Genomic DNA, 12,677 nt, shown 5'->3' with positions numbered 1-12,677 from the left:
CCGCGGAAATCTGCGGTTGCGGTTGAGAGCTATTCTGGGTTCGAATCCTCTCTCCCCGACCATTTATTCGCTATATATGTCATCGAACACCCACGCCGGTTTCGGCGCACGGCTTGGAGGCGAACTCCACCGGCAATCCGGGCGCGCCTCTTGTAATCATCCCGCAACATCGCCATTGGGGCGGCGGCTGGCCATTCCGACAACGGAAACGATGAACCTCACCCACCCCTTCCAAGACCGGGACGGCGACAAGCTGCGCGAAGAGTGCGGCGTGTTCGGCGTCATCGGTGCGAGCGAGGCCGCTGCGGTATGCGCGCTCGGCCTCCATGCCCTTCAGCACCGCGGCCAGGAGGCCGTGGGCATCACCAGTTTCGACGGGGCGGAGTTCTTCACCCGGCGGGGCCTTGGCCATGTGGCGGAAAATTTCTCCACCGGCGAAGCGGTGGGCGAACTGCCCGGCCATATGGCCGCCGGCCACGTGCGCTATTCCACCACCGGTGGTGCCGGCCTGCGCAATGTGCAGCCGCTCTATGCCGATCTCGCCTCGGGCGGATTCGCGGTGGCGCATAACGGAAATATCTCCAACGCCCGCCACCTGCGCCAGGAACTGGTGCAGAAGGGGGCGATCTTCCAGTCCACCTCCGATACCGAGGTGATCATCCATCTGGTCGCCACGAGCCGCTACCCCACCATGCTGGATAAGCTGGTGGATGCGCTGCGGCTGGTCGAAGGCGCCTATGCGCTGATCGTGATGACGCCGCGAGGCATGGCCGCCTGCCGCGATCCGCTGGGCATTCGCCCGCTGGTGATGGGCAAACTGGGCGATGCGACGGTGTTCGCCAGCGAAACCGTGGCGCTCGACGTGTTGGGCGCGGAGTTCATCCGCCAGATCGATCCGGGCGAATTCGTGGAAGTGGATTTCGACGGCAGCATCCGCAGCCATCGCCCCTTCGGTGACGGCCCCGGCCGGCCCTGCATCTTCGAGCATGTCTATTTCAGCCGGCCCGATTCGATCTTCAACGAGCGGTCGGTGTACGAATCGCGCAAGCACATCGGCATCGAACTGGCGAAGGAATCGCCGGTCGAGGCCGATTATGTGGTGCCGGTGCCCGACAGCGGGGTGCCCGCGGCAATCGGTTATTCCCAGCAATCGGGCATTCCCTTCGAGCTGGGCATCATCCGCTCGCATTATGTCGGGCGCACCTTCATCCAGCCGTCCGACGGCGCGCGCCACGCCAGCGTGAAGCGCAAGCACAACGCCAACCGCCTGCTGGTGGAAGGCAAGCGCATCGTGCTGATCGACGATTCGATCGTGCGCGGCACCACCAGCCTCAAGATCGTGCAGATGATGCGCGATGCGGGGGCGAAGGAAGTGCATTTCCGCGTCGCCAGCCCGCCGACGGGCCATGGCTGCTATTATGGCGTGGATACGCCCGAACGGTCCAAGCTGCTGGCCGGGCGGATGGATGTCGCCGCGATGTGCGCCTTCATCCAGGCCGACAGCCTGGCCTTCGTTTCCATCGACGGTCTCTATCGCGCAGTCGGGCTGGAAGGACGGAACGCCAGCTGCCCGCAATATTGTGATGCCTGCTTCACCGGGGATTACCCCACTCCGCTGACGGATCTGCGCCATCGCCGCGCGACGGAGGCGCAGCTGCCCTTCCCCGCCGACGCCGCACCGGTTGCCTGATATGACAGATACGAACGACAAGCCGCTTGCCGGGCGCGTGGCGCTCGTCACCGGTTCCAGCCGCGGCATCGGCGCGGCAACTGCGCGCGCTCTCGCCGCTGCGGGCGCGCATGTGGTGATCACCGCGCGCAAGACGCGCGACCTTGAAGATGTGGAAGAGGCGATCCACGAAGCCGGGGGCACCGCCACGATCGCGCCGATGGATCTGGCCGAGAGCGATTCGATCGCTCGCCTTGCCGCTGCGGTGGCGGAACGGTGGAACCGGCTGGACGTGCTGGTGATCAATGCCGCCATGCTGCCGGCGCTGATGCCGGTCACCCAGATCGAGTCCAAAGGCTTCAACCAGGCGCTGACGCTGAACGTGCTGGCGACGCAGGCCCTGCTGGCGGCCTTCGATCCGCTGCTGAAGCGCAGCGATGCAGGCCGCGTCATCGGCCTGACGAGCTCGGTTGGGGCTGAACCGCGCGCCTATTGGGGCGCCTATGGCGCCAGCAAGGCTGCCTTCGACACGCTGCTGTCCTGCTATGGGCAGGAAGTGCAGAACATTTCGAAGACCAGGGTCGCGATCCTTGATCCGGGTGCCACGCGCACGGAAATGCGCGCGCGCGCCTATCCCGGCGAGGATCCGCAGACCGTGAAGCCGCCGGAAGATGTGGCCGGGCGGATCGTGCAGATGCTGTTGGAAGACTTCCCGACGCTGCATCGCGAGCGGGTGGAAAACGCCCGTTAAGCGAGGATTTTAACTCGAAAGTAACCCGATTCGTTGTTTCCTCGGCAGGCAAGGCGCGCATGGGCATGCCTTCCGCTGAGGGACCAAGGCCATGACTTTGCAGAATGCGTTCGGCCGCTACGATATTGCCGCGCAGGAAGATCGCTCCGCCCCGCGTACCAAGATCGCCATCCCCGCCCAGCTTCGCCCGTCCGGCGCGCGGCCGTTCCAGACGGTGGTGAACGATCTTTCGCTCTCCGGCTTTTCCGCAACCTCCATCACGCGCCTGCATCCCGGCTCGGTCTGCTGGCTGACGCTGCCCGGCCTCGCCGCCCTGCAGGCAGAGGTGATCTGGTGGGACGACAATCGCTGCGGCTGTGCCTTTGCGCAATTGCTGAACCCCATTGTGCATGATGCGATCATCGACCGGCACAGCGGCAACAACACCATGTTCGGCGGCTGAGCCCTTCCCTCAACGCTTCACCAGCGTGACCTGGCTGACGGTGATGCCGCCGCCGCGGAAGCCGCCTTCGCAATACATCAGGTAGAAGCGCCACAGGCCCTGAAACCGGCGGTCGAAGCCGGCGGGCAGGCGCCCTTCGGCCACGGCGCTGTCGAACCGGGCGCGCCAAGCCTTCAGCGTTTCGGCATAGTCGAGGCCGAAATCCTCCTGGTCCTGCCAGGCAAGCCCGCGCTCCTCCGCCAGGCGGCGGAATTCGCTGGTGCGGATCAGCAGCCCGCCGGGGAAGACATAGGCCTGGATGAAATCGGCATTGCGGGCATAGCCATCGAACAATTCCTCCCGCAGGGCGATGAACTGGATCGCCGCGCGGCCCCCCGGCCGGAGATTGCGCGCCAGGCAATCGAAATAGTCAGGCCAGTATTCGCGCCCCAGCGCCTCGACCATCTCCACGCTGACCACGCCATCGAACTGGCCGGCGACATCGCGATAGTCCTGCTTGCGGAAATCCACCCCCGGATGATGCGCCCGCGCCCAGTCCAACTGCTCGTCCGACAGGCTGATCGCCGTCACCTGCGCGCCGCGAGCGGCGAAATGGCTGGCCAGCGCGCCCCAGCCGCAGCCGATCTCCAGCAGCGTGCCCGGCGTCCCCAGCCGGTCCGCCAGCCGCTGCCACTTGCGCCGCTGCGCCGCCTCCAGATCGCCATCGAAATGGTAGGCGCTGGAATAGCTCATCGTGGGATCGAGCCAGGCGGCGTAGAAATCATTGCCCAGATCGTAGTGGGCGTGGATGTTGCGTTCCGCCTGCACCCGCGTGTTGCGGTTGAGCCAGTGGAGCATGCGCGAGGCGAGCCGCCATGGCCCCTTGGCGCGGCCCAGTTCCCCCAAGCTTTCCCCATTGGCCATGAACAGGGCGAACAGCGGCACCGGATCGGGGCTGGACCATTCGCCCGCTTCCCATGCCTGATACCAGCCTGCCGAACCGCCGGTGGCGAGGCGCAGGAGGGCGCGCCAGTCCGTGATCGCCACCTCTGCGGAAAAGCCGGGGGCCCGCCCGCCCAACCGCCGCTGCGAGCCATCGGGCAATTGGGCGAGGATTTCCCCGCTCACCAGCCCGCTGTCGAGCCGGTCGAGCATCTTGTGGAAGCCGGGGGCGAACAGCCGCGCGAACAGGCCGGGCATGGCCCCGAAACGCTGCCCCGCCTCGAGCAGCATATTGCCTCTGCGCGCGCCCTCGCCGCTCATGCGATTCCTATGAACCCGGCCGCCACGCCCCGCAACCCGCTCAATCCCGAATGCGCGCAGCGGCCGCCAGCGCCCGCTCGCGCGCCTCGCGGTGGCCGATCAGCTTGGCGGGATAATCGCGCGGGCGGCAGAGCCCTTCGGGGTCGTGGATTTCGCCATCCGGCAGATCGGCCAGCTCCGGCACCCATTCGCGGATATAGCCTGCCGCATCGAACTTCTCCGACTGGCCGAGCGGCGCCATGATCCGCCCGAACATCTGGCTGTCCACCCCCGTGCCGCTGACCCATTGCCAATTGGTGCCGTTGTTGCCGTAATCGGCATCCACCAGCGTATCCCAGAACCAGCGCTCCCCCTGCCGCCAGTCGATCAGCAGATGCTTGATGAGGAAGCTGGCGGCAATCATCCGCACGCGGTTGTGCATCCAGCCCATCGTCCACAGCTGGCGCATGCCGGCATCCACGATGGGATAGCCGGTGCGCCCCCGCTGCCACGCCCGCAGGTCGTGCCGGGCGGCATCGTCCGTGGCGGGATCGCGCCAGGGGAAGCGATCGAATTGCTGGCGGTAATTGCGCCGCGGATAATCGGGGAACTGGCAGATCACATTCTGCGCGAAGTCCCGCCAGCCGATCTCGCGGCGGAAGCTCGCCGCCCCCTCCCCCCGGTGGCCGGAGAGCGCGTGCCACAGCTGCGCGGGCGAAATCTCCCCGAAATGCAGATGGGGAGAGAGGCGGGAGGAGCCATCCACCGAAGGCAGGTTCCGATCGGTTTCGTAATCCGCCACGCTCTGGAGAAATTCCTCCAGCCGGGCGTGAGCCGCGCCTTCCCCCACATCCCACGCGTGGCGGAAGCCCCTGGCCCAGTCCGGGTGCGACGGCAGCAGGCCCCAATCCTCCAACGTGTCGCTATCCGGCCAGCTTTCAGGGCGGCTCAGCTGCGGTTCGGGCAGCGGATCGCGCGGCGGCAAATGCTCCTGCAACGCTTTGTAGAAGGGGGTGAAGATCTTGTAGGGTTCGCCGCCGCCCGTTCGCGCCGCGCCCGGCGGGGCGAGGTAATTGCCATCATGCGGGCAAAGCGAGACACGCCCGGCCAGCTCCTTCTCCGCATCCTGCCACCAGGGCTCGTAATGGCGGATGGCGTGGATTGCCGCCGCGCCGGTTTCCTTCGCCAGCCGGCACAACTGCTCCACGCAATCGCCCCGGCGCAGCACCAGCCTGGAATGGTGGCGGCCGAGGCCACGGCCGAGCGCGTCGAGCGAATGGTGCAGCCACCAGCGCGCAGCGCCGCCCATGCGGTGATCGCCGGGCCGATCGTCATCCAGCACATAGACGGGGATCACCGGGCCAGCCTGCGCGGCGGCGAAGAATGCAGGCTGGTCAGCCAGCCGCAGGTCGCGGCGCAGCCAGACGATCCGGGGTTCGGCCATGGTCATTCAGACGCCGGCGGCGGGCAGCCGGTTCCCCCGGTCGGCACCGCGACCATGCGGGTGAACTGGGACGCCGTGCGCCGATCGGCGAAGCGCGCATCGCCGAAGCGGATGGCCGCGGTGCAGCGGCTTTGCTCCACGCTCGCCATCGGCATGGTGGACCAGGCGAGGAAATCGCGCAGCCCGGCGTCCATCGCGATCGCACGGCGCACGCGGGGATCGGCCATATTGTCCGCCACGGGCTCGCTGACGGAACGTAGGCCGCCGCCCGCCAGCGGATCGAACTGGCCCCAGCGGATCACGCCCTGGCTGCGCCAGGTGAGATCGCGGCGCCAGAACAGCACCGGCGGCGGAGTGGCAAAAATACGCTCAGGCGCGCCATAGGGGGCAGACCGCACCGCCGCCTTCGCCCGGGCGGTGATCGCCGAATTGAACCCGATGTAGCAGACCAGCGCGACCACTGCCGCCGCCGCCGGCCGCCCCCAATGCGCCGCGCCGCGCCGTTCGCGCCGACGGGACAGCCAGATGGCGAAAGCCAGCCCGCTCCATATCCACACGTCGATGATGAACAGGCTGTCGTTATGGAACCACGCGTTGCTGGCGGGGGAGAACATCTGCACCGCATAGCTGTTCTGCCAGTCCAGCAGCGGGTGCGTGATCGCGCCGATATAGCTGAGCGCCACCAGCCAGCCGAAATGCATCTCCAGCCCGCTGGCGAAGCGCGCGCCGCGCCGCAGCTGCCAGCGATCGAGCAACCACAGCAAGCCCGCCAGCATGGGCGGCATCAGCAGTACCCCGCCCACAAGGCCATGGGTGAAGCCGCGATGCATGGCGAGCGGTGCCCAGGGCGCCCAGCCGAAGAATACATCCAGATCGGGCATATTTGCGCCCAGCACCAACGCCGCCAGCCCCTTGCGGCTGCGGCGCTTGAGGCCCGCCTGGCCGATCGCCCAGCCGACGAGGCTGTGGGTGAGATTATCCATGCGCGGCCACTCCGTTCGTCGCAGCTGGTGCACGCTTGGAACGCCGTGGAACAGGGTTATTCGGCAGAAAACCGGGCCGGGCAAAAAGCGGCTCCGGCGCGGGCGAAAAGCGGGTGGCGGCGAGCAACAACGCAAGGTTCATCGCCCGCTCCATGGCACGGAGCGGCGGTTTAGGACAGCCTTGGAGGCTTCATTCTCCAGCCGCCGGCGGCAGGCCGGGGCGCTGGCGCGGAAAGGCGGGCTCAGCCCGCCGAGAGATTGAGGAAACCGGGGACCGGGCCGTTCCACTCGCCGGGCGCGGTCGGCTCCTCCGCCGGAGCCGCGGGCTCGTCCCGCCGGCGGGTCTCACGGCGCGGCTTGCGTGCTTCGCGCTTCGGCTGGTCCTCACGCCGATCGTCCTCACGATCCTCCGCGGGCTGATCCGCCTCGTGTTCCTCAACCGCTTCGCTGCGCCGGCTCCTGCTGCGCTTCGGCCGTTCCGCCTCACGCTCCTCGGCGCCTTCGCTACGCCGGCCGCGGCCGCGCTTGGGCTTCTCCGCCGGGCTTTCGCTCCCGCCGCCGGATTCGCCTTCGCCCGCTTCAAACACCGGGATCGCGATGCCGGTCAGCTTCTCCACATTGGCGATCGCTTCGGCGTCCTCGCTGGTCACCAGCGTGAAGGCACGACCCTTCGCGCCGGCGCGGCCGGTGCGGCCGATGCGGTGGATATAATCGTCAGGATGCCAGGGCGTGTCGAAGTTGAACACATGGCTCACCCCCTTCACGTCCAACCCGCGCGCGGCGACGTCGCTCGCTACCAGAATGTTGATCTCGCCGCTCTTGAACAGGGCGAGTTCGGCCAGCCGGCTGGACTGATCCATGTCGCCATGGATTTCGCCCGAACGGAAGCCATAGCTCTGCAGGCTCTTGTTCAGTTCGCGCACCGTCGTCTTGCGGTTGGCGAACACGATCGCCGTCTGCACGTCGTCGGTCTTCAGCAGGTGGCGCAGCACTTCCCGCTTGCGGCGGGCGGATACGGGCACCTTGTGCTGGGCGATGTTGATATTGGCCGTGGCGGGCCGCGCCACTTCGATCGACTTGGGATTGGTCAGGAACCGATCCGCCAGCTTCTTGATCGGCGGCGGCATGGTGGCCGAAAACAGCAGCGTCTGCCGATTGGTGGGCAGCTTCTCGCAGATCGTCTCGATATCGGGGATGAATCCCATGTCGAGCATGCGGTCCGCCTCGTCGATCACCAGCATCTCGCAGCCGGTGAGCAGGATCTTGCCGCGTTCGAACAGGTCCATCAGACGGCCAGGCGTGGCGATCAGCACGTCCACCCCTTCGTCCAGCGCCTTCACCTGGTCGCCCATCTGCACGCCGCCGATCAGCAGCGCCATCTTCAGGTCGTGGTTCTTGCCGTATTTCTCGAAATTCTCGGCCACCTGCACCGCCAGTTCGCGGGTGGGGGCCAGGATCAGCGAACGCGGCATGCGCGCCCGGCGCCGGCCGGCGGCCAGGATATCGATCATCGGCAGCACGAAGCTGGCCGTCTTGCCGGTGCCCGTCTGCGCGATGGCGATCAGATCCTTCATCATCAGGACCTGGGGGATGGCCTGCGCCTGGATAGGCGTCGGCTCCGTATAGCCCGCGGCTTCCACCGCTTGCAGCAATTCGTCAGACAGGCCGAGATCGGCAAAGTTCATAAGGCGCGTTATGTCCGGATCGGGAGCGGTTGATCCGCTGGTCAAGCACGACGCCGGGATCGGCGCCGCCATAGTCGCCGCGCCCTATGCACTGGCAGGGCGGAAAGTCAAGAAATCGCGGATGAGGGAAGGCCCGTATTTCCTCCGCCGCGCACCCTTAATCGCTCACCGCAACGAGGCGGTTGAGATGCTCCACCTTGCAGCGCGATCCGGTGCGAGACTGAATCTTTGCGCGCCCCCCGCAAATCTGCGGCTGGTCGATATAGAAGCCGGAATAGAAATCATGCGCATTGCAGGCCCGTTCCAGCGCGGCGGACAGGATACGCCGGTCGCGCATGAACAGCAGCAGCCGGTCCTCGCTCGCTGGCTGGGTCGCCACGATGGCGTTCACCGGGACGCAGCCCTTCAGCTCCTCTTCTTGATAGCGCTGCGGCAGGGGGCGCCGGGGCAGGTCCGCCAATTGCTCTTCCCGCACGCTGGGCGGGCCGGGAAGGATGCGGATGATCACGCGCTGCTCGATGCGCACCTGCTCCGGATCGGGGCGGTGGCGGGCATTTTCCAGCACGCGCAGCGGCTCTGCCACCGGGCGCTGGAAGCCCATCGGCGGCAGCGCGCCCTGCGGGCTCTCCGCCGCCTCCTGCCCCGCGCGCGGCACGGCGGCCGGCTGGTCGAGCAGGGGCGCGGACAGCAATAGCGCAAGCGGCGCAAGCAAGATGGCAGGGCTGTTCATGCGGCAGCTGGTTCGATCCCCGCGGCTGCATCGGCAGCCGGAATGCCCCCTTGTTGACCCATCCGATTGAATACTGGCTTAACCCCCTAAATGCCCTTTGCAAGCACGCAGCCGCGCTGGCAAAGCCGCGCCATGGCAGATCACGCGCTCTTTCTTGGCGAGGCCGAAGCCCTGCTCGGCCCGCGCGGCTTCACCACCGATCCCGAACTGCTCACCCCCTGGCTGACCGATTGGCGCGGGCGCTTCACCGGGCGGGCGCTCGCCCTCGCCTCCCCCGCCTCCACGGCGGAAGTGAGCGCGCTGGTGCGGCTTTGCGGGGAACATGGCGTGCCCATCGTGCCGCAGGGCGGCAACAGCGGCATGTCGGGCGGCGCCACACCCGATGCCAGCGGCACGGCGATCCTGCTTTCGCTGCGGCGAATGAACGCGATCCGCTCCATCGACGCCGACGCGCGCGAGGCGGTGTGCGAGGCGGGCGTGATCCTGCAGGTGCTGCACGAAGCGGCAGAGGCGCAGGGGCTGCGCTTCCCCCTCTCGCTCGGCGGCAAGGGCTCGGCCACGGTGGGCGGGCTGATCTCCACCAATGCCGGCGGCACGCAGGTGCTGCGCCACGGCTCCATGCGCGCGCAGGTGCTGGGGCTGGAGGCGGTGCTGGCGGATGGCAGTGTGCTGGACGTGCTGGTGCCGCTGAAGAAGGACAATCGCGGCTTCGATCTCAAGCAATTGCTGATCGGGTCCGAAGGCACGCTGGGCATCGTCACCGCCGCCACACTGAAGCTGGAGCCGGCAGTGGCGGAGCGCGCCGTGCTGTGGGCCGGGCTGGCGGATGTGCGCGATGCCCGCAAGCTGCTGCTGCATGCGGAGACGATGGCGGGCCAGGCGCTGGAAGGCTTCGAGATCCTGCCGCAGCACAGCCTGGACGCGGTGCTGAAGCTCAATCCCGCGGCCCGCTCCCCCCTGCAGGGCAATCATGGCTGGTATGCGCTGATCGAACTGGTGGCCGACAGCGCCGGGCGCGACGCCCTGCCCGCGCTGGCGCAGACCCTGCTCGAAAGCGCCTTCGAAGCGGGGCTGGTGGAGGATGCGACCATCGCCGCCAGCGAAGCGCAGGCGGAACAGTTCTGGGCCCTGCGCGAGGAGATCGCCCCGGCGGAGCGCGCGCTGGGTCCGGCGATGCAGCACGACATCTCCGTGCCGGTGGCGCGGATGGCGGATTTCGTCGCGGAAGCGGTGCCGGCGGTGGAAGCGCGCTTCCCCGGCACCAGGGGCATCGCCTTCGGCCATCTGGGCGATGGCAATGTCCATTTCCACGTCCTCGCCCCGGCGGGGGCAGAGCGGGGCCGCTGGGAAGCCACGCAGGGCAAGGAGATCAGCACCTTCGTGCATGATCTGGTGCGCGAATGGCAGGGCTCGATCAGTGCCGAACACGGCATCGGCCAGCTCAAGGTGGAGGAGCTTGGCCGGGTGGGCGATCCCGTCCAGCTAGCCGTGCTGCGCGCGGTGAAGCAGGCGCTCGATCCGCGCGGCCTGCTCAATCCGGGGAAACTCGTGCCGCCTTGCACCTGACCGGCAAGGCCTCTAAAGCCGCCCCCCATTGAGCCGGGGCCGCGCCCCGTATCCAGACTACACTTGCCGGAGAGAGCCGATGGCCAGCGCGCCGCAATCCCCACTGCCCCTGTTCTACAAGGACCTGATGCCGCTCAACAGCCGCGACCATGCCAAGTGGCAGGCGCGCTCCGTGGATCGGGCCGGCTGGGTCGGCAGTCAGCACGCCATTCCCGTGACGGTGGACGAATTCGCCCAGGCGCAGCGCGATTTCCCGATCGTGTTCTCCGCCGGCGACAATCCGGTTCCGCTGGCGCTGATGGGCCTGAACGAAGGCGTGAACGTATTCTTCGACGATGAAGGCAAGGCGCTGGAGGAGTTCTACGTCCCCGCCTATATCCGCCGCTATCCCTTCCTGCTCGCGCGGCTGAACCCCAACAGCGAGAATATGTCGCTGTGCTTCGATCCGACCAGCGACCTGCTGGGCGAATTCGAGGACGGCCAGCCGCTGTTCGCGGGCGAGGAAGCGTCCGAGCATACGAAGAACCTGCTGCAGTTCTGCGAGCGGTTCGAGGAAGCGGGCCAGCGCACCCAGGCCTTCATGGACGAGCTGAAGAAGCACGATCTGCTGATGGAAGGCGAAGTGTCCATCCAGCGCAACGACCGGCCGGACCAGCCCTTCATCTATCGCGGCTTCCAGATGGTGAACCAGGAAAAGCTGCGCGAACTGCGCGGCGACCAGCTGCGCAAGTGGAACGAGATCGGCCTGCTGCCGCTGATCTTCGCCCACCTCTTCTCGCTCGACATGATGCGCGTGATCTTCGCCAAGCAGAGCGCCCAGGGCAAGGGCCCCGGCGCCGCCAATGCGCAGAGCGCCGACGCGCCGATCAGCATCGAGCCGGCCAACAGCTGAGCCCGCGGGCGGCACGGGCCGCCCCTGAATCGCTGCCGAACGGCACAAATGATCGACGCTCAAGGGCCGGCGGTCGCGAAAGCGATCGCCGGCCCTTGAACATTATGCGGCAAGGCCTAGATTGACTTGGTCCGGCCGGCGCTCCCCTCATGGCCCGGTTGGATAGGTACGCTCCGGCGTACCTCCTCCCTGAACCTTGGCCGCCTCGCGCTCTATGTGCGAGGCGGTTTTTTTATGGCTATTCAGCGGCCTGCGCCCGCGCTCCCGCAGCCAGCTCTCCGGCGAGCCGACGGACGAGGCCGGCCAGCACCTCCACCACTGCCACCATGCCCGGGCCCGGATCCTGCATGTGCGAATCGAGATAGGCGGTGCGGCACACCTCCACCTGCATGGCATGCAGGGCCCGCGCGGGCGCGGCGTGGCGATCCAGCACATAGCCGCCGGCATAGGGCCGGTTGTGCGCCGCGGGCCGCCGCGAGGCAGCGAAATGATCGAAGGCCACCGCGGCCAGCGCCGAATCGCAGGCCGCGCCGAAGCGATCGCCGATTACAAAGTCCGGCGCAGCATCGCGCCCGGTCTTGGGGCCGAGCGGCGGCATGGAATGGAGATCGAGCAGCAGGGCCGCGCCCCATCGGTCGCGCAGCGCCTCCAGCTGTGCAGCCAGCGCGGCGTGATAGCTGCGATGAACATGGGCGATGCGCGCTTCCAGATCCTCCCGCGTCATGAGCCGGCTCCACAGCTCCCCCATGCCCGGCAGCCGCCGGGGAACGAGGCCGAGGCCGCTGCGGGCGCGCCGCCCGGCGGCCAGGCTGCCGCTGCCATCGGGCGCGCCGCCCGCCACCATCTCCCAGTCCATATCCTCGGGCGAGCGGTTGAGATCGATCATCGCGCGCGGGGCGTGCGCCACCAGCAGCGTGGCGCCGGTTTCGCGCGCCACGGCTTCGGCCAGCAGATCGGTGAAGCGATCTTCCAGCCGCAGGCTGGCGGCGGCGGCATGGCGCATTCGCCCCGCAAGATCAGCCGGATAGGTCCGCCCGCCATGCGGCGCCGCGATCAGGACGGGGATCGGCGGGGGGTCGAAACGAGTCAGCGACCAGGCCGGCTGGCCGGCGCTTCCCGGTATCCGGCCGCCGCGTTGCCGCAGCGAATCGGCCGGCCCGGTTGAGATGTCCACCATCCGTTCAGGCTGGCCGCTTATCCCGGCTGTGTCAAAGCTGGCCACTCCGGAAACTCTTGGAGATTCATAAACACCCGCCGGGTATTGGGTCTGCGTCGCACCGCACAAAGGGGAAGA

General features: G+C 67.6%; 11 protein-coding genes. 5 read left to right on the top strand and 6 right to left on the bottom strand.

Translation table 11 applies throughout. From position 1 onward, the window contains the following. Positions 1–211 precede the first annotated feature (211 nt). The 3 genes from purF to AEB_RS08810 all read left to right on the top strand — a co-directional run bounded on the left by purF (position 212) and on the right by AEB_RS08810 (position 2,862). Positions 212–1,690 carry an amidophosphoribosyltransferase gene (gene purF, locus AEB_RS08820; protein ID WP_119084551.1) on the top strand — a complete coding sequence of 493 codons (1,479 nt, stop codon included), beginning with the start codon at positions 212–214 and terminating at the stop codon, positions 1,688–1,690. 1 nt (position 1,691) lies between these two features. Next, a complete protein-coding gene (locus tag AEB_RS08815; RefSeq protein ID WP_231958971.1) occupies positions 1,692–2,420 on the top strand; it encodes an SDR family NAD(P)-dependent oxidoreductase in 729 nt (242 codons plus the stop codon). Between the two features lie 91 nt (positions 2,421–2,511). After that, positions 2,512–2,862: a PilZ domain-containing protein gene (locus tag AEB_RS08810; protein WP_119082854.1), complete on the top strand. Its 351-nt coding sequence runs from the start codon at positions 2,512–2,514 to the stop codon at positions 2,860–2,862. Positions 2,863–2,871: 9 nt separating this feature from the next. Here the strand turns inward: AEB_RS08810 and AEB_RS08805 are convergent, their stop codons facing one another. The 5 genes from AEB_RS08805 to AEB_RS08785 form a co-directional block, all read right to left on the bottom strand. Then, positions 2,872–4,104 (bottom strand): SAM-dependent methyltransferase, encoded by a 1,233-nt coding sequence (locus AEB_RS08805; RefSeq protein ID WP_119082853.1) that lies wholly within the window; start codon positions 4,102–4,104, stop codon positions 2,872–2,874. Positions 4,105–4,144: 40 nt separating this feature from the next. Continuing rightward, positions 4,145–5,527 carry a cryptochrome/photolyase family protein gene (locus AEB_RS08800; RefSeq protein WP_119082852.1) on the bottom strand — a complete coding sequence of 461 codons (1,383 nt, stop codon included), beginning with the start codon at positions 5,525–5,527 and terminating at the stop codon, positions 4,145–4,147. A 2-nt stretch (positions 5,528–5,529) separates the two neighbouring features. After that, positions 5,530–6,510, bottom strand: a complete 981-nt coding sequence (locus AEB_RS08795; protein WP_119082851.1) for a metal-dependent hydrolase — start codon at positions 6,508–6,510, stop codon at positions 5,530–5,532. Positions 6,511–6,752: 242 nt separating this feature from the next. After that, complete coding sequence (locus AEB_RS08790; RefSeq protein ID WP_119082850.1) at positions 6,753–8,195, bottom strand: DEAD/DEAH box helicase; 1,443 nt, start codon at positions 8,193–8,195, stop codon at positions 6,753–6,755. A gap of 157 nt (positions 8,196–8,352) precedes the next feature. Continuing rightward, a complete protein-coding gene (locus AEB_RS08785; RefSeq protein ID WP_119082849.1) occupies positions 8,353–8,925 on the bottom strand; it encodes a hypothetical protein in 573 nt (190 codons plus the stop codon). 132 nt (positions 8,926–9,057) lie between these two features. Here AEB_RS08785 and AEB_RS08780 point away from each other — a divergent pair, with 132 nt between their 5' ends. Then, positions 9,058–10,491: an FAD-binding oxidoreductase gene (locus AEB_RS08780; RefSeq protein WP_119082848.1), complete on the top strand. Its 1,434-nt coding sequence runs from the start codon at positions 9,058–9,060 to the stop codon at positions 10,489–10,491. Positions 10,492–10,570: 79 nt separating this feature from the next. Then, the gene (locus AEB_RS08775; protein ID WP_119082847.1) at positions 10,571–11,383 is read left to right on the top strand and encodes a SapC family protein; all 813 of its coding nucleotides are present in this window, start codon (positions 10,571–10,573) and stop codon (positions 11,381–11,383) included. A gap of 238 nt (positions 11,384–11,621) precedes the next feature. On the opposite strand, the gene AEB_RS08770 is transcribed toward AEB_RS08775, so the two are convergent. Continuing rightward, entirely contained in the window at positions 11,622–12,605 is a 984-nt protein-coding gene (locus tag AEB_RS08770; protein ID WP_231958970.1) for an N-formylglutamate amidohydrolase, read from the bottom strand. Positions 12,606–12,677: the final 72 nt, after the last annotated feature.

This window comes from Altererythrobacter sp. B11 (assembly GCF_003569745.1).
In the GTDB taxonomy this organism is placed as follows: Bacteria; Pseudomonadota; Alphaproteobacteria; order Sphingomonadales; family Sphingomonadaceae; genus Croceibacterium_C.
The sequence above is the reverse complement of the archived record's forward strand: the minus strand, read 5'-3'. Positions and strand labels throughout refer to the sequence as shown.